The 16,553-nt window shown below is 52.9% G+C and carries 15 protein-coding genes and 3 tRNA genes; 8 read left to right on the forward strand and 10 right to left on the reverse strand.

All coding sequences use genetic code 11. The annotated features are described in order from the left end of the window. Positions 1–21 precede the first annotated feature (21 nt). Positions 22–1,275, forward strand: a complete 1,254-nt coding sequence (gene amiC, locus AAIG39_RS08730) for an N-acetylmuramoyl-L-alanine amidase AmiC (RefSeq protein ID WP_071845827.1) — start codon at positions 22–24, stop codon at positions 1,273–1,275. 141 nt (positions 1,276–1,416) lie between these two features. Here the strand turns inward: amiC and AAIG39_RS08735 are convergent. From AAIG39_RS08735 to AAIG39_RS08745, 3 genes are all read right to left on the reverse strand, one after another. Then, a tRNA-Met gene (locus AAIG39_RS08735) sits at positions 1,417–1,493 on the reverse strand. A gap of 44 nt (positions 1,494–1,537) precedes the next feature. Then, positions 1,538–1,614, reverse strand: a tRNA-Met gene (locus tag AAIG39_RS08740). A gap of 45 nt (positions 1,615–1,659) precedes the next feature. Beyond that, positions 1,660–1,736, reverse strand: a tRNA-Met gene (locus AAIG39_RS08745). Between the two features lie 204 nt (positions 1,737–1,940). Between AAIG39_RS08745 and mltA the strand changes: the two genes are divergently transcribed. Beyond that, positions 1,941–3,038: a murein transglycosylase A gene (gene mltA, locus AAIG39_RS08750; RefSeq protein ID WP_090088568.1), complete on the forward strand. Its 1,098-nt coding sequence runs from the start codon at positions 1,941–1,943 to the stop codon at positions 3,036–3,038. 231 nt (positions 3,039–3,269) lie between these two features. Continuing rightward, positions 3,270–4,082, forward strand: a complete 813-nt coding sequence (tcdA, locus tag AAIG39_RS08755; protein WP_090088567.1) for a tRNA cyclic N6-threonylcarbamoyladenosine(37) synthase TcdA — start codon at positions 3,270–3,272, stop codon at positions 4,080–4,082. Here the strand turns inward: tcdA and csdE are convergent. Next, positions 4,067–4,516 carry a cysteine desulfurase sulfur acceptor subunit CsdE gene (csdE, locus tag AAIG39_RS08760; RefSeq protein ID WP_343193639.1) on the reverse strand — a complete coding sequence of 150 codons (450 nt, stop codon included), beginning with the start codon at positions 4,514–4,516 and terminating at the stop codon, positions 4,067–4,069. The two genes, tcdA and csdE, sit on opposite strands and share 16 nt — an antisense overlap. Beyond that, positions 4,516–5,721, reverse strand: a complete 1,206-nt coding sequence (gene csdA / locus AAIG39_RS08765) for a cysteine desulfurase CsdA (protein WP_343193640.1) — start codon at positions 5,719–5,721, stop codon at positions 4,516–4,518. Before csdA ends, csdE begins: the two co-directional genes overlap by 1 nt. 192 nt (positions 5,722–5,913) lie before the next feature. Between csdA and AAIG39_RS08770 the strand changes: the two genes are divergently transcribed. From AAIG39_RS08770 to rlmM, 4 genes are all read left to right on the forward strand, one after another. Next, complete coding sequence (locus AAIG39_RS08770; protein WP_039077092.1) at positions 5,914–6,144, forward strand: YgdI/YgdR family lipoprotein; 231 nt, start codon at positions 5,914–5,916, stop codon at positions 6,142–6,144. Between the two features lie 350 nt (positions 6,145–6,494). After that, positions 6,495–7,409, forward strand: coding sequence for a glycine cleavage system transcriptional regulator GcvA (gcvA, locus tag AAIG39_RS08775; RefSeq protein ID WP_039077091.1), 915 nt, complete (start codon positions 6,495–6,497; stop codon positions 7,407–7,409). 38 nt (positions 7,410–7,447) lie between these two features. Then, positions 7,448–7,843 carry a DUF423 domain-containing protein gene (locus AAIG39_RS08780; RefSeq protein WP_039077090.1) on the forward strand — a complete coding sequence of 132 codons (396 nt, stop codon included), beginning with the start codon at positions 7,448–7,450 and terminating at the stop codon, positions 7,841–7,843. Then, complete coding sequence (rlmM, locus tag AAIG39_RS08785) at positions 7,836–8,936, forward strand: 23S rRNA (cytidine(2498)-2'-O)-methyltransferase RlmM (RefSeq protein ID WP_047369048.1); 1,101 nt, start codon at positions 7,836–7,838, stop codon at positions 8,934–8,936. The genes AAIG39_RS08780 and rlmM overlap by 8 nt, the downstream gene beginning before the upstream one ends. A gap of 113 nt (positions 8,937–9,049) precedes the next feature. On the opposite strand, the gene xni is transcribed toward rlmM, so the two are convergent. The 5 genes from xni to queF form a co-directional block, all read right to left on the reverse strand. After that, positions 9,050–9,805: a flap endonuclease Xni gene (xni, locus tag AAIG39_RS08790; RefSeq protein ID WP_343193641.1), complete on the reverse strand. Its 756-nt coding sequence runs from the start codon at positions 9,803–9,805 to the stop codon at positions 9,050–9,052. A 110-nt stretch (positions 9,806–9,915) separates the two neighbouring features. Further along, a complete protein-coding gene (locus tag AAIG39_RS08795) occupies positions 9,916–11,283 on the reverse strand; it encodes an L-serine ammonia-lyase (RefSeq protein ID WP_343193642.1) in 1,368 nt (455 codons plus the stop codon). Positions 11,284–11,346: 63 nt separating this feature from the next. Beyond that, positions 11,347–12,636, reverse strand: a complete 1,290-nt coding sequence (locus AAIG39_RS08800) for an HAAAP family serine/threonine permease (protein ID WP_090088557.1) — start codon at positions 12,634–12,636, stop codon at positions 11,347–11,349. Positions 12,637–13,081: 445 nt separating this feature from the next. Beyond that, on the reverse strand, positions 13,082–14,446 hold the full coding sequence (gene ppnN, locus AAIG39_RS08805; RefSeq protein ID WP_343193643.1) for a nucleotide 5'-monophosphate nucleosidase PpnN: 1,365 nt from the start codon (positions 14,444–14,446) through the stop codon (positions 13,082–13,084). Between the two features lie 118 nt (positions 14,447–14,564). Then, on the reverse strand, positions 14,565–15,410 hold the full coding sequence (gene queF, locus AAIG39_RS08810) for an NADPH-dependent 7-cyano-7-deazaguanine reductase QueF (protein ID WP_343193644.1): 846 nt from the start codon (positions 15,408–15,410) through the stop codon (positions 14,565–14,567). Between the two features lie 70 nt (positions 15,411–15,480). Between queF and syd the strand changes: the two genes are divergently transcribed. Then, the gene (syd, locus tag AAIG39_RS08815) at positions 15,481–16,026 is read left to right on the forward strand and encodes a SecY-interacting protein (RefSeq protein WP_343193645.1); all 546 of its coding nucleotides are present in this window, start codon (positions 15,481–15,483) and stop codon (positions 16,024–16,026) included. Positions 16,027–16,553: the final 527 nt, after the last annotated feature.

Here is a 16,553-nt window from a genome sequence, read left to right on the forward strand (position 1 = left end):
ATCTTTTTGCTCGGGAGAAGCATGTCGGGAAGTCAATCAAGGCTGAGCCGCCGCAGATTGTTACAAGGGGCGGGCGCTATGTGGTTATTGAGCGTGAGTCAGGTCGGTCTTGCCGCCGTCAGTCAGGTGGTGGCGGTGCGCGTCTGGCCTGCATCAACCTATACTCGCGTGACCGTTGAGTCTAACCGTGTGCTTAAATATCGCCAGTTTGCGCTCAGCAATCCGGATCGGCTGGTCGTTGATATTGAAGACGTTAACCTGAACTCCGTTTTGAAAGGGATGGGAGCCCAAATTCGCGGCGATGATCCTTTTATCAAATCTGCGCGTGTTGGACAGTTCGACCCAAAAACGGTGCGCATGGTGTTCGAGCTTAAGCAGGATATTAAGCCGCAGCTCTTCGCTCTTGCGCCGGTGGCAGGGTTTAAAGAACGTCTGGTGATGGATCTTTACCCGGCGAATGCGAAAGATGTGCAGGATCCGTTGCTGGCGCTTCTGGAAGAATACAACCAGGGCGATCTGGAAAAACAGGTGCCGCCTGCGCAAAGCGGGCCGCAGCCGGGGAAAGCGGGGCGGGATCGGCCGATCGTCATCATGCTTGATCCGGGCCATGGCGGTGAGGATCCTGGCGCCATTGGTAAATACCGGACCCGCGAAAAAGATGTGGTGCTGCAAATCGCCCGCCGCCTGCGCGCGCTGATTGAGCAGGAAGGCAATATGAAAGCCTATATGACGCGCAATGAGGATGTGTTTATCCCGCTGAAAGTGCGTGTCGCTAAAGCGCAGAAACAGCGCGCCGACCTGTTTGTTTCGATTCATGCTGACGCCTTTAGCAGCCGTCAGCCGAGCGGTTCGTCGGTCTTTGCCCTCTCAACCAAAGGGGCGACCAGTACTGCGGCGAAATATCTGGCGGAAACGCAGAATGCCTCTGACTTAATCGGTGGGGTTAGCAAAAGCGGCGATCGCTACCTCGACCATACGATGTTCGATATGGTGCAGTCGCTCACCATCAACGACAGCCTTAAATTTGGCAAAGCGGTCCTTAATAAGCTGGGCAATATTAATAACCTGCATAAAAATAGCGTCGAGCAGGCCGGCTTCGCGGTACTGAAAGCGCCGGATATCCCGTCGATTCTGGTTGAAACGGCGTTTATCAGTAACGTGGAGGAAGAGCGTAAGCTTAAGACGGCGAAGTTCCAGCAAGAGGTGGCGGAGTCGATTCTGGCAGGGATTAAGGCGTACTTTGCCGATGGCGCAACGCTGGCGAGAAGAGGCTAGTTTTTATTCGGGCGGCAACGCAATGAATCCCCGGGAGCGTACAGCAGTACGTGACTGGGGTGAATAAGGTCAGCTGGTAATGGCACACAGGAAGGGTGGAGAATAAAAACAAAAAAACACCCGGCAGGGTGTCTCATGTATTGGTTGCGGGGGCCGGATTTGAACCGACGACCTTCGGGTTATGAGCCCGACGAGCTACCAGGCTGCTCCACCCCGCGTCCGTCTTTACTCTTCATCGAGTAAGTTTGCATCAGATTGTAATTGGTTGCGGGGGCCGGATTTGAACCGACGACCTTCGGGTTATGAGCCCGACGAGCTACCAGGCTGCTCCACCCCGCGTCCGCGTTTACTCTTCCATCGAGTAAATTTACTTCTGATTTTAATTGGTTGCGGGGGCCGGATTTGAACCGACGACCTTCGGGTTATGAGCCCGACGAGCTACCAGGCTGCTCCACCCCGCGTCCGTGGATGCGCACTATACTCCGCTAACATTATGATGCAACCCTTTTTTAACGGAATGGCGTTTTAGCGTGACATTTGTATAAAAACAGTACGATAAGGCTGTTTTTTGTACTGCATTTGCGTCAGGTTGCGCAATCGCATTTCATTAGCAGGGGCGGTTTGTTATCTTCATCACGCTCCGGATTAACCAGAAGATGAGAGAAATGAAAGGACGTTGGGCAAAATATCTACTCGCAGGCGCAATGGCAACACTTCTCGCCGCCTGTACTTCAAAGCCGACCGATCGCGGTCAACAATATAAGGACGGGAAATTCTCCCAGCCTTTCTCTCTGGTAAACCAGCCTGATGCGACTGGCGCACCGATTAACGCGGGCGACTTTGCCGAGCAGGTGAATCAAATCCGCACCGCTTCTCCACGCCTCTATTCAGGACAGAGCAACGTCTATAATGCGGTACAGCAATGGCTGCGTTCGGGAGGCGATACCCGTACGATGCGCCAGTATGGTATTGATGCCTGGCAGATGGAAGGGGCGGATAACTACGGTAACGTCCAGTTCACCGGCTATTACACGCCGGTTGTGCAGGCTCGCCATACCCGTCAGGGTGAGTTCCAGTATCCGATTTACCGCATGCCGCCCAAACGAGGGCGTCTGCCTTCCCGCGCCGAGATTTACGCGGGCGCATTGAGCGACAGCTACGTGCTGGCTTATAGCAATTCGCTGATGGATAACTTCATCATGGATGTTCAGGGTAGCGGCTATATTGATTTTGGCGACGGCAGCCCGCTTAACTTCTTTAGCTATGCGGGAAAAAACGGCCATCCCTATCGCAGTATCGGTAAGGTGCTGATTGACCGGGGAGAGTACAAAAAAGAAGATATGTCGATGCAGGCTATTCGTCACTGGGGTGAAACCCACAGTGAAGCAGAAGTACGCGCATTACTGGAAGAAAATCCGTCATTTGTCTTCTTTAAACCGCAATCCTACGCACCGGTGAAAGGCGCGAGTGCGGTACCGCTGATTGGTCGCGCATCCGTAGCATCTGACCGCAGTATTATCCCGGCGGGCACCACGCTGCTGGCAGAAGTACCGCTGCTTGATGCAAATGGTAAATTTACCGGTCAGTATGAGTTACGGCTGATGGTGGCGCTGGATGTTGGTGGCGCAATCAAGGGCCAGCACTTCGATATTTATCAGGGTATTGGCCCGGATGCCGGGCACCGCGCCGGGTGGTACAACCATTACGGGCGCGTATGGGTGCTGAAAACCGCGCCGGGGGCGGGTAACGTCTTTAGCGGCTGATTGTGATACGCTAAAGTTTGTTTTTAAGGATAAGGGTGAGGACTATCTCACTCTGCAGATTTTTGACAAAGCCACACTGAATTTATGGAAGGGTATCGCCCGGGTAAGCGTCGGGTTCCCGGATGGCGGTGCGACGGTCTTATCCGGTCTGTCATAATTTCAGCGCTCCAGGGGTTGTCAGCAATATCAGGGGTGAGGGATAAACCTCACCCTTTTTACATCTGAGGTCTTATGTCTGTGGTAATCAGCGATGCCTGGCGTCAGCGTTTTGGCGGCACGGCGCGTTTATACGGTGAAAAAGCGCTGCAACTGTTTGCCGATTCGCATATCTGCGTCGTTGGCATCGGCGGGGTCGGTTCATGGGTTGCTGAAGCGCTGGCGCGAACGGGAATTGGCGCTATTACATTGATCGATATGGATGATGTCTGCGTGACCAATACCAACCGGCAAATTCATGCCCTGCGCGACAATGTCGGTCTGGCGAAAGCGGAAGTAATGGCACAGCGTATTTCACTGATCAACCCGGAGTGCCGGGTGACGGTAGTGGATGATTTCCTTACCGGAGAGAACGCCGCTGAGCTTCTGAATCAGGGATTCAGCTATGTTATTGATGCCATTGACAGCGTGCGGCCAAAAGCGGCGCTGATTGCGTACTGTCGCCGCAATAAAATTCCGCTGGTGACAACAGGTGGTGCGGGCGGGCAGATCGATCCAACGCAAATCCAGGTGGCCGATCTGGCGAAGACCATTCAGGATCCGCTGGCAGCGAAACTGCGTGAGCGCCTCAAAAGCGATTTTGGCGTGGTCAAAAACAGCAAAGGCAAACTGGGCGTGGATTGTGTTTTTTCCACCGAAGCGCTGGTTTACCCACAGGCAGATGGCTCTGTATGTGCCATGAAGAGCACGGCAGAAGGGCCGAAACGGATGGATTGTGCATCAGGTTTTGGTGCGGCGACCATGGTGACCGCCACCTTTGGTTTTGTGGCGGTGTCTCATGCACTGAAAAAAATGATGGCCAAAGCGGAGCGTCAGGCAAGCGCCTGACGTGCGGCATCCTGCACGGCGGCCGACAGAGCCGCCAGCCCCTGATTACGTGAAGCGCTCAGTTCTGAGCGTAATCCCAGTTCGTCAAAGAGCGCCAGCGGATCGCCTGCCAGCAATGCCTGCGGCAGTTTACCTTCAATGGCGGTCAGCAGCACAGCCAACATACCGCGAACGATCCGACCTTCGCTGTCGCCAAAAAAGTGCAGCGTGCCGTTTTCTGCTGATGTACATCCCAGCCAGACGCGGTTTTCACAGCCTGCGATTTCGCGCGCCTGCGCTTTGAGTTCGTCGGAAAGCGAGGGTAGCTGTTTGCCCAGTAAAATGAGCTGTCGGTATTTATCTTCCCACTGTTTAAGGGGAAGAAATGTCTGACGTAGCGTCTCTTCGGTAATGGTGTGCCCAAAGGGATGCCCGGCAAATACGGCGTTAATCATCAATCCACCAGTAAATCTAAGGCGCGGTCAACGGCGTCAACCAGCGCGTCCACATCATGCTGAGTATTATAAGGTGCAAAAGAGGCGCGAAGCGTCCCTTTTACCCCAAGTGCGGCCAGCAGTGGCTGCGCGCAATGCTGGCCGGCCCGCAGGGCAATGCCATAACCCGCCAGCAAAGTGACCATATCACTGTGGTGTATGCCTTTAAAATCGAAGGCCAGCAGGCTGGAATCCTGACAGCGAAAAGAGCGAAACCCCGCCCGTTTCGCAAGCGCGTCTTCGGCAAGCGTCGCCAGTCCACGGCTGTAGCTTTCTGCCTGGGCGATATCAACACCGCTAAGCCACTCCAGCGCCGCGCCGAGGCCAATCACTCCGGCTACATTTGGCGTACCGGCCTCAAGTTTGTGCGGGACTGGCTGCGTCTGAAAACCGTCAAATGTCACTGCGGTTATCATTTTGCCGCCGCCTAACCATGGTGACATAGCATCCAGCAGATGTGATTTACCGTAAAGCACACCGATGCCGGTTGGACCATACAGCTTATGTCCAGAAAAGGCATAAAAGTCGATGTCCAGACGCTGAACGTCTGCCGGGAAGTGCACGACGCCCTGTGCGCCATCCACCATCACGACCATTCCTGCTTCGTGAGCAATGGCGATAGCCTGCTCCAGGTTTGGGCAGCCGCCGGTGACGTTCGACATCTGCCCCAGAGCGAGAATGCGACTGCGTGGGGTAATAAGTTGAGGTAACTGACTAATTTCCGGCAGGTTGTCCGCGCCCAGCGGTAGCTTGACCACGCGTGCACCGGTCTGTTCTGCCACCATCAGCCACGGTACCAGATTGGCATGATGCTCGGCTTCGCTGACGATGATCTCATCCCCGGCATTCAGACGAGGGCGAGCATAGCTTTGCGCCACCATATTGATGGCTTCGGTGGTGCCGCGCGTCCAGACGATGTTCTTGCCCGACGGGGCATTGAGCAGCGTCGCCACCTGATCGCGGGCGGATTCGTAACGTGCTGTCAGTTTTTGCGCTTCGGCAAACTGACTGCGATGTACGTTGCCAGCGCTCAGGCTATAAAACTGCTGCGTTGCATCAATGACCGCCTGTGGTTTTAACGCCGTGGCGGCGCTGTCCAGATAAATACCGGCATCAGCGAGCGCGGGAAACTGGGCGCGAAACTGCGCCGGGTTGAAAGCGTTCATGGTATTCCTCGTATCAATCAGTTGATCGTCGCGCAAATTTCTTCCCGGAGCAAGGAGGTTGATAACCATCGGAATTGTCTGTTTGTCCAGGCAACCTTCTGTAAGCAGGTTATGCTAATTAGTGTTAGATGGATGTTTAAGCCTGTCAGTTATTGAGGTTTATTTAGCATTAATTGCTATGAGGAGAAGAAGATGAAAAAGACTGCTGCAATTATTTCTGCCTGTTTATTTACTTTTGCACTGAGCGCCTGTTCCGGTCCTAACTACGCCTTACATACCAATGACGGGCGTACGATTGTCTCCGACGGGAAACCGAAAACTGACGATCAAACCGGTATGATTTCGTACAAAGATGCCAACGGCAACGAACAGCAAATCAACCGTAGCGATGTGAAAGAGATGGTTGCGCTGGAGAAAAAATAACGCCGTTTTTCGGGCAAAAAAAAGCACCGCAATCTTGCGGTGCTACATTAATCACTATGGACAGACAGGGTAAATGTACAGGAAGTGAAAAAGGGTAGTCTCGCTACCGTGGCCTGAATTGCAGACCAATTGCAAACACAACAACACAACATCACAACCGTAAGCCAAAAGCCCTTCAGAACACGCATTCCAAAAAAAGCTTCTCGTTCCGGCTCAGGAAGTGCCGCCACTATAGGTATTTGCTGGTAGAAGCTCAACGGACAAATTATAATGGCTCAGATAAAAAAAACTAATAGGTTACATGTTGTTTCCTGTTTGTTAAAACGCATTAACATCAAAGCCTGATAACCATGTCCAAGCGATTACCACCCCTTAATGCATTACGTGTTTTTGATGCTGCAGCGCGCCATTTAAGTTTTACTCGCGCGGCAGATGAGCTATTTGTGACGCAGGCCGCAGTAAGCCACCAAATCAAGTCTCTCGAGGATTTTCTGGGCCTCAAATTATTTCGTCGGCGTAATCGTTCTCTGCTATTAACCGAGGAAGGGCAGAGTTATTTTCAGGATATTAAAGAGATATTTTCCCAACTGACCGAAGCTACGCGTAAACTCCAGGCCCGCAGTGCTAAGGGGGCGCTGACGGTCAGTTTACTGCCCAGTTTCGCCATTCAATGGATGGTACCCCGCCTCTCTAGCTTTAATTCAGCTTATCCGGGAATCGACGTTCGAATCCAGGCTGTAGATCGCCAGGAAGACAAACTGGCGGATGATGTTGACGTGGCCATTTTTTACGGTCGCGGCAACTGGCCGGGACTGCGTGTCGAAAAATTGTACGCGGAATATCTGTTGCCGGTCTGTTCACCGTTATTATTAACCGGCGATAAACCATTGAAAACGCCGGCGGATCTGGCGCAACACACACTGTTGCATGATGCGTCTCGTCGGGACTGGCAAACTTATACGCGGCAATTGGGTCTTAATCTTAACGTTCAGCAGGGACCTATTTTTAGCCATAGCGCGATGGTGCTACAGGCAGCAATCCATGGACAGGGGATCGCACTGGCCAACAATGTGATGGCGCAGTCCGAAATTGAAGCAGGCCGTCTGGTCTGCCCATTTAATGATGTTCTGGTCAGTAAGAACGCGTTTTATCTGGTTTGTCATGACAGCCAGGCAGAACTGGGTAAAATAGCCGCCTTTCGACAGTGGATCCTGGCAAAAGCGGCAAGCGAGCAGGAAAAATTCCGTTTCCGCTACGAACAATAATTGTACGCGCGGTAAGCGCATGACTTTAGGGTACGCACATGACCAGCCGTTTCATGTTGATTTTCGCCGCTGTAAGCGGTTTTGTTTATGTCGCGCTGGGAGCATTCGGCGCACATGTTTTAAGTAAATCGATGGGTGTTGTTGAGATGGGCTGGATCCAGACCGGCCTTAACTATCAGGCATTCCATACGCTGGCGGTTCTGGGGCTTGCGGTGGCGATGCAGCGTCGTATCAGCATCTGGTTTTACTGGAGTAGTGTCTTTCTGGCCCTGGGCACGGTGTTATTTAGCGGCAGTCTGTATTGCCTGGCGCTTTCGCATCTGCGTCTGTGGGCGTTTGTCACCCCTGTTGGCGGCGTCTGCTTTCTGGCTGGGTGGGTGTTAATGTTTATTGGTGCAATCCGTCTGAAACGTAAGGGCGTTGTTCATGAATAAAGTTGTTTTACTGTGCCGCCCTGGTTTCGAAAAAGAGTGTGCCGCAGAGATTACCGACAAAGCCGGGCGCCGTGAGGTGTTTGGCTTTGCCCGTGTCAAAGAGAACGCGGGTTACGTCATTTTTGAATGTTATCAACCAGATGACGCGGACAAGCTGGCGCGCGAACTGCCGTTCAGTTCGCTGATCTTCGCTCGTCAGATGTTCGTGGTGGGCGAGCTATTACAGAATCTGCCGCCGGAAGATCGCATCACTCCGATCGTGGGTATGTTGCAGGGTGTCGTGGAAAAAGGCGGTGATTTGCGCGTTGAAGTGGCAGATACCAACGAAAGCAAAGAGCTGATGAAGTTCTGCCGCAAGTTCACCGTGCCGCTGCGTGCGGCGCTGCGTGAGGCGGGCATTCTGGTCAACTACGAGACGCCGAAGCGCCCGGTGGTGCATGTCTTCTTCATCGCGCCAGGCTGCTGCTATACCGGTTACTCTTACACCACCAATAATTCACCGTTTTATATGGGCATTCCGCGTCTTAAGTTTCCTGCTGATGCGCCGAGCCGCTCAACGCTGAAACTGGAAGAGGCATTCCATGTGTTTATCCCGGCCGATGAGTGGGATGAGCGCCTGGCGAATGGTATGTACGCGGTGGATCTGGGGGCCTGTCCTGGCGGCTGGACCTATCAACTGGTGAAACGCAATATGTGGGTTTTCTCGGTTGATAATGGCCCGATGGCACAAAGCCTGATGGATACCGGGCAGGTAACCTGGCTGCGCGAAGATGGCTTCCGCTATCGTCCGAACCGTAACAACATTTCATGGATGGTCTGCGATATGGTCGAAAAACCGGCCAAAGTCGCCGCGTTGATGGCGCAGTGGCTGGTTAATGGCTGGTGCCGGGAGACCATTTTCAACCTCAAGCTGCCGATGAAAAAGCGTTATGAAGAGGTGTCGCAGAACCTGGCGTATATTCAGGAACAACTGAAAGAGCATGGCATCAATGCTGAGATTCAGGCGCGCCAGCTTTACCATGACCGCGAAGAAGTGACGGTCCACGTCCGTCGCTGGTGGGCTGCGGTGGGTGGCCGTCGCGACGAGCGCTAAGACTTTGCCGTCTGACTGACCTGCCTCGCAGGTCAGTTTGCTCGCTCGCCCGCTTTTACAGGCTACATGCCGGCGCGATCTTTTTTTCAATTAACATTGTCGGATAGCGGTGGTTATCGGGAAAGACGCAGTTGCTGCAAGTTACCGTCAATATGAATATCCGTTTGCAGGCGTGAGATATCGCGGCTCACAAAGGCCATCTCTTTATGCTCAGCAAGCTTCTTGCGCCATTTCTCCGGCACCTCGTCCAGACGGGCATAAATGCCCTCCAGATCCTGAAAGTCGGTCAGCAATTGCGCCGCACTTTTCGGGCCAATCCCTGCGACCCCGGGTATTTTTGAACTACTGATGCCCGCAAGGCCCCAGTAGTCGGGGAGTTGCCGGGGGGAAACGCCGAACTCGCTGGCGATAAAAGGGGCGTCCAGCCAGCGCTTTTGAAAATAGTCGCGAATACGGATGCCAGGCTCCAGAAGCTGGCAATAGCCTTTATCCGTCGAGACAATAGTGGCCTGATGTCCTGCCACCGCCACTTTACAGGCGAGCGTGGCGGCCAGATCGTCAGCCTCGTTGCCCGGCGACACCCAGCTTTGTACGCCGCGCTGCGCAAACGCAGCACGCAGGTCCGGCATCTCATTATGCAGCGTTTCCGGCATCGGAGGCCTGCCGGCTTTGTAATCGGGCAGCATCTGGTGTCGCCAGCCCTGGTTGCGAGCCTCATCGTCAAACACGGCGACTGCATGGGTGGGCTGGCTGTGGAGAATGAGCTGATCCAGTGCGTGCTGGCAGGTGGTGACGCAGGGCGAACCCTGAACCGCGTGAATACGTCGAATAAGGTTGAGTGCGTCAACAATAAGCAGATGGATAGCCACCGTTCCCTCCAGGCCCTGATACAGGCGCACAGGGTAACATTGACGGGGGCGGGAGACTATCCGTAGCAGAGGATTCGGGAAGACGCCTCGCAAAACGAGGCGTCGGATGATTAATCGCAGGCCACGATTTTCATCGCCAGACCACCACGAGAGGTTTCGCGGTATTTAGCATTCATATCTTTACCCGTTTCGTACATTGTCTCGATAACTTTATCCAGGCAAACACGTGGCTCGCTGGTCCGGCGCAGGGCCATCCGCGCGGCGTTTACCGCTTTTACCGAGGCGATGGCGTTGCGCTCAATACAGGGTACCTGCACCTGTCCGGCTACCGGATCGCAGGTCAGTCCAAGGTTATGCTCCATGCCGATTTCTGCGGCAATACACACCTGGGCCGGACTTCCACCGAGAAGTTCAGCCAGCCCGGCGGCGGCCATAGAGCAGGCGACGCCGACTTCACCCTGGCAACCCACTTCCGCACCGGAAATTGAGGCATTCATTTTATAAAGCGAGCCAATAGCACTGGCAGTGAGCAGATAGCGTGCCAGCGAGTTAGCGTTGACCTCACGGATAAACTTGTCGTAGTAGGCCAGCACTGCTGGCACAATACCGCAGGCGCCGTTGGTCGGGGCCGTCACCACACGACCGCCCGCCGCGTTTTCTTCATTGACGGCAAGCGCGAACATGTTAATCCAGTCGACCACCGCCATCGGGTCGCTGGTGGTTTTATCGCTGCTTACCAGCAGACGTCGCAATGCCGCCGCCCGGCGCGGAACGCGCAGTTTGCCTGGCAGTACGCCTTCGGTGGTGATACCGCGTTCGATTCCACTGCGCATGACGTCCCATACGGCGGAAAGATGCGCCTCCAGCTCAGCCTTACTGTGCAGCGCCAGCTCGTTTTGCATCATCAGGCCGGAAAGGGAGAGTCCGCTTTCACGGCAGTGTTGCTGTAGATCCGCAGCAGATTTGTACGGATAAGGCACGGCGACAGGGGCGTTATTGCTCTGGCCAAAGTGGGCTTCATCAACAATAAAACCGCCGCCGATGGAGTAATAAGTCTGGCTATAGAGAACTTTTTCACCCTTCAGGGCGGTAATACGCATCCCGTTTTCATGCAGCGATAAATTATCAGCATGGAAATTCATGCATTTATCGACCGGGAATTCCACTTCATGGGCGCCGTTTGCCAGCAGCAACCGTCCGTGGGTATTAACGTCCTGAATAAACTCAGGAATGGCGTCGATATCCACCGTGTCCGGCAGGTTTCCCGCCAGCCCCATAATGATGGCGATATCCGTATGGTGACCTTTCCCGGTCAGTGAGAGGGAACCGTAAACGTCAACCACAACGCGGGTGACATTTTGCAGCATGTCGCGTGCGATCAGGTCGTCCGTGAACTGCTTACCGGCTTTCATTGGCCCAACGGTGTGAGAGCTGGAAGGACCAATACCGATTTTAAAAATATCGAATACGCTGATCATGATGCAGTATCCATGGCTAAAAAGATCAGGAAAAAGCGCCGCCGCACTGACGGCGCTAAGGCATTAGCTGAACAGAGAGAAGAAGATTGCGGAGATAGCGATAAGACCCATCACAACTACAAAAATGTTGCTGATATGGCCGCTGTATTTACGCATAGCCGGTACTTTATGAATGGCGTACATCGGCATCAGGAACAAAATCATCGCGATAATCGGGCCGCCCAGGGTTTCGATCATCCCGAGAATGCTCGGGTTCAATGTCGCAACGGCCCAGGTTGTCACCAGCATAAACAGCGCGGTAATTTTGTTCAGTTTATTGATTTCGATGGATTTTCCTTTACCACGCAGGGACTTAATCACCATACCGTTAAAACCTTCACGTGCCCCCAGATAGTGGCCGAGGAAGGATTTGGTAATAGCGATAATCGCGATAATCGGTGCCATCCAGGCGATGACTGGCGCGTTAAAGTGGTTTGCCAGGTACGACAGAATGGAGATGTTCTGTGCCTTTGCCGCTGCCAGGTCTGCCGGGGAGAGGCTCAGCACACAACTGAATACGAAGAACATCACGGTCAGTACCATCATGATGTGTGCGTAAGAGAGAATGCGCGAACATTTACGTTCGGCTTCAACGCCGTACTCTTCGCGTTTTGCGACAGCGAAGGAGGAGATAATCGGTGAATGGTTAAAGGAGAACACCATTACCGGAATCGCCAGCCATAACGTCATCCACAGGCCATTGCCTGTTTCATTTGCGTGGCTCAAAGAGAGTGTATCCAGCGCGCTGGTGCTCCACTGCGGGATCAGATACAGCGCCAGCATCATCAGTGCGGCCACAAACGGGAATACCAGGATACTCATCGCCTTGACGATCATTTGTTCACCGAAACGTACGATGGTCATCATGCCGACAATCAGAATCAGCGACAGGATAGCGCGCGGCGGCGGGTTTAAGGCCAACTGGTGGGTCATAAAGCTTTCCACCGTATTGGTAATCGCCACGCTATACACCAGCAGAATCGGGTAAATAGCAAAGAAATAGAGCAGGGTAATGAGCTTACCGGCGCCTTTACCGAAATGTTCTTCGACAACTTCGGTGATGTCTTCTCCTGGGTTTTTACCAGAAAGGACGAAACGAGTCAGGCCGCGGTGGGCGAAGAACGTCATTGGAAAAGCCAGAATCGCCATAATGATCAGCGGGATCATCCCGCCAACACCCGCATTAATGGGCAGGAACAGAACCCCTGCGCCAATAGCGGTGCCATACAGTCCGAGCATCCACATGGTGTCCGTTTTACGCCATGCGCTTCGTGTCTCGATTGAAGCAACGGTGCCGGTTTGAGTCGTTTCCATCTAATATCTCCAGGGAAGTAAATGCCGTTTTTTGGTCAAATCCAATGCCAAAGAACACGGCGGTAATACGAAATTCTGCGCTTCTACGGTTTTCTTATAATTTCTTCTCGTAATTATTGGCGGGCGGCACGATACATTTATGTTATGGATGGATCAGTGATCCCGATCGCAAATGCAATAATCTACTTTTTATATGGCTATTGCTGGGGTAAAGCTCTGCTAACAGATCGCCGCATAAAATTTATGGTCGCGAAGGCTATCACTGGCGGGATTCACAAGCAAAGTATGCGGGTTAAAACGCGATAAAAGACCTGCCTGATTTGCGTGTTTTAGGGTTTTATCAGCATTAATATCGGTTTTGTGAATATTTATCTGTTGTGTCAGGGCGACGCAAACGATTGGCTGGCGAAATAAAGAAAAGGGCGACATAGGCCGCCCTTATGGTTCAGGTGCAGATTTCGTAGCAAGGAATGTAGGCCGAGCCGGGAAGCTTCATACGGTGTTGAGCGACGAAGCCTTGCAGTAAATCATCCATGCGACGCATCATGTCGCGATCACCATGGATTTTGTACGGGCCGTATTTTTCAATCGCCCGGATACCCATTTCCTTCACGTTACCGGTGACAATGCCCGAGAAGGCCCGGCGCAGATCGGCTGCCAGAACCTCAACGGGCTGGTCAGGGTAAAGTTTCAGGTTTGCCATATTTTCATGCGTCGGTTCGAACGGTACCTGCAAATCTGGCGCAATGCGAATTGACCAGTTAAAGCTATAGGCATCGCCGGTTTCGCGACGGTTCTCTTTTACCAGTGGCATGGCTTTTTTCATCAGGCGGGCCACTTCGGCTGCGTCGTTAATAACAATGCGATAGTGACGACGTGCGCTAACCCCCAGTGTGTTGACGATAAACTCATCCAGCACGCGGAAGTAATCGGCACTCTCTTTCGGCCCGGTCAAAATCAGCGGCAATACCTGATCTTTGTTGGCCGGATTCATTAAAATGCCCAGCAGATAGAGCAGCTCTTCTGCCGTACCCACACCGCCCGGGAAGATGATGATGCCATGGGCAATGCGGACAAAGGCTTCCAGACGTTTTTCAATGTCCGGCATGATGATCAACTCATTTACCAGCGGGTTAGGCGGCTCAGCGGCAATGATAGAGGGTTCGGTCATACCGATGAAACGCCCGTCTTTATAGCGCTGCTGGGCGTGTCCTACTGCCGCACCTTTCATCGGCGCTTCCATCGCACCTGGACCGCAACCGGTACAGATGTTCAGTTCGCGCAAGCCCAACTGGGTGCCGACGCGGCGCGCGTAGAGGTATTCCGTTTCGTTGATAGAGTGACCGCCCCAGCATACGACCATATTTGGCGCTTCACCCACGTGCAGCGCACGGGCATTGCGCAAAATAGAGAAGACCAGGTTGGTGATATGGATAGAGTCTTCAAGATTCAGATGCTGGAGCCGCCCGGCGCTGTGAATTTGTCCATTCACAAACAAAATATCACGCAGGACGGCGAAGAGGTTTGCCTGCAGCGAGCGAATAATACGTCCGTCGACAAACGCCTCATCTGGCGGATTGATAAGCTCCAGTTTTACGCCGCGTTCACGGCGTAATACATTGATATCAAAGCTTTCATAACGAGAGAGCAATTCTTTGCTGTTATCAGTCAGACTTCCGGAGTTAAGTACTGCGAGTGAACAGTTACGAAACAGTTGATACAGGTCGCTACTGGCCGTGCGTTTCAGCATGTCGACTTCCAGTTGCGACAACATATCCATTGAGCCAAGCGGGCTAATATGTGTAATCAAGTGAACTCCTTACGGGATGAAAATTGTATCTTCCCTGATGATTACAATAGCCTCGGGTTGTGACGTTTAACAACCTGCCGCGATGAATCTCCCTCGCAGATAGCAAAAATAGTGGGGTTTACTGGCGAACCAGACGCCCGGTTGCGGGAATAAACAGGGTGTTCGTGCGCCACGGGTTGATATCCAGCCCACCACGTCGGGTGTAACGGGCATAAACGCTTAAGTTTTCTGGCTGACAAAAACGCTGAATATCGGTAAAGATGCGTTCGACGCACTGCTCATGGAATTCGTTGTGATGGCGGAAGGAGACCAGATAACGCAGCAGTTTTTCCCGGTCGATTTTCGGGCCACGATACTGGATTTGCACGGAGCCCCAGTCGGGCTGATGGGTGATCAGACAGTTCGATTTGAGCAGATGGCTAACCAGCGTCTCTTCCACCACTTTGCCGCTTGCCGCATTCGTCAGCAGCGCGGCATCGAAGTCGTAGTTATCAATGACAATATCCTGGTCGTCAATGCAGGTGCCGTGGAAGTGGGCAACAGGCTGGCCTTCAATTTCATCGAGCCGGTATAGCGCGACGGAAACCTCGCCTTGCGCGCAGGCTCTAAGATCGCGCTCAAGTGTGTCACGTACTTCGTCCCAGCTTGCGAAGCGGGTCTGGTTAAAACTGTTAAGGTAGAGCTTAAAGCTTTTCGACTCCACCAGGTTAATGCTGGCGTAGTTTAACTCCACGTGGCCGACTGCCACCTGCGGCAGACCGTTGGCATTAAGCCAGGAGAGTTCATATAACGTCCAGATATCTGCGCCATGGAAGGGCAGATCTTCTGCTTTTAATCCGAGCGGATCGCGGTTCAGGCTGCGTGGAACGCCTTGCAGCAGGCTGGCATCGTAGCGATCGCGGTAGTCGGTGGTTTTGCCAAGCGTCAGACCAGACAGCGCCTGGTGGTTATCATAGGAAGACATGTTTCATCGCCATATTTACGGGTACACTAATAGGCGAAGTGTATCCTGGCTTAGATGAAGAGAGAAAGCGGTGGAAAAAGAGATAGCCCTTGCCCTGAAAGCGTTTACTACGCGCTATTGCGATGCATGGCGGCAGTCGTACGGTACCTGGCCGCAAAGTGAAGAGCTGTATGGCGTGCCTTCGCCGTGCATTATCTCGTCGACTGATACCCTTGTCACGTGGCAGCCGCAGCCCTTTTTACCGGAGCAAAATGTAAACGCGATTGAACGTGCGATGGATATTATGGTACAACCTGCGCTTCGCGCGTTTTATACCACACAATTTGCCGGGGATATGCAGGCGACATTCCGTGGGGAAACGCTTACACTGCTGCAAACCTGGAGCGCTGACGACTTCCAGCGAGTTCAGGAAAACCTGATTGGCCACCTGGTCACCCAGAAAAGACTTAAGCTTTCGCCTACACTTTTTATCGCTACCCTGGACAGCGACATTGATGTGATCTCGCTGTGTAACCTGAGTGGCGAAGTAATTAAAGAGACATTGGGCACTCGCCAGCGCACGGTTCTCGCTTCAGACCTTGCGGACTTCCTCAATCAACTTGAGCCTGTTCTGTAATCTTTCTTGCTATTCTCCTTGTGAGAGATCTCTTACAAAGCTTGTGAGAGATCGCCTGCACGCATTGCTGCGGTTTACGTCCCTGCCTTTTATTTATCAATTTAAATCAAGCAATTAAAAACAATAACCTTAGTTGATTTATAGTTAGCAGGAGAAATATTTGCTTTAGGCGCACTTGTAAGACGAAGAGGAATGGGTAATTCTATCTGCGTCGACACGGAGTCGCACACTGAAACGAACATCAGGATGATGTTGTTTCGAGACGGGATACACCAGGATGGTGCTTCACGGACAGGCTTCTGGATGAAGTAAAAGGGAAAATGCAGGAACGCATTAAAGGACACCTCCAGGAGGGAGAATGAGAGCCGGTCGGGATGTTCGGTGGATCAGGAAGATCATGGACACGCTTTACGGATGAGGCTAATCCGCATCGGGGTGGTGTGGGCAGGATGCGCTAGTTTAAGGATGAACAAGGGTCAGGAGACCCGCAGGAAAAGTTGTCAAGGATGAGCAGGGAGCACGAAAAG

This window comes from Phytobacter palmae (genome assembly GCF_039409775.1).
GTDB lineage: Bacteria > Pseudomonadota > Gammaproteobacteria > Enterobacterales > Enterobacteriaceae > Phytobacter > Phytobacter palmae.

Coding starts and splice junctions, on each gene's coding strand:
- amiC (WP_071845827.1), top strand. CDS start 22: ATGTCGGGAAGTCAATCAAGGCTGAGCCGCCGCAGATTGTTACAAGGG.
- mltA (WP_090088568.1), top strand. CDS start 1,941: ATGAAAGGACGTTGGGCAAAATATCTACTCGCAGGCGCAATGGCAACA.
- tcdA (WP_090088567.1), top strand. CDS start 3,270: ATGTCTGTGGTAATCAGCGATGCCTGGCGTCAGCGTTTTGGCGGCACG.
- csdE (WP_343193639.1), bottom strand. CDS start 4,516: ATGATTAACGCCGTATTTGCCGGGCATCCCTTTGGGCACACCATTACC.
- csdA (WP_343193640.1), bottom strand. CDS start 5,721: ATGAACGCTTTCAACCCGGCGCAGTTTCGCGCCCAGTTTCCCGCGCTC.
- AAIG39_RS08770 (WP_039077092.1), top strand. CDS start 5,914: ATGAAAAAGACTGCTGCAATTATTTCTGCCTGTTTATTTACTTTTGCA.
- gcvA (WP_039077091.1), top strand. CDS start 6,495: ATGTCCAAGCGATTACCACCCCTTAATGCATTACGTGTTTTTGATGCT.
- AAIG39_RS08780 (WP_039077090.1), top strand. CDS start 7,448: ATGACCAGCCGTTTCATGTTGATTTTCGCCGCTGTAAGCGGTTTTGTT.
- rlmM (WP_047369048.1), top strand. CDS start 7,836: ATGAATAAAGTTGTTTTACTGTGCCGCCCTGGTTTCGAAAAAGAGTGT.
- AAIG39_RS08795 (WP_343193642.1), bottom strand. CDS start 11,283: ATGATCAGCGTATTCGATATTTTTAAAATCGGTATTGGTCCTTCCAGC.
- AAIG39_RS08800 (WP_090088557.1), bottom strand. CDS start 12,636: ATGGAAACGACTCAAACCGGCACCGTTGCTTCAATCGAGACACGAAGC.
- queF (WP_343193644.1), bottom strand. CDS start 15,410: ATGTCTTCCTATGATAACCACCAGGCGCTGTCTGGTCTGACGCTTGGC.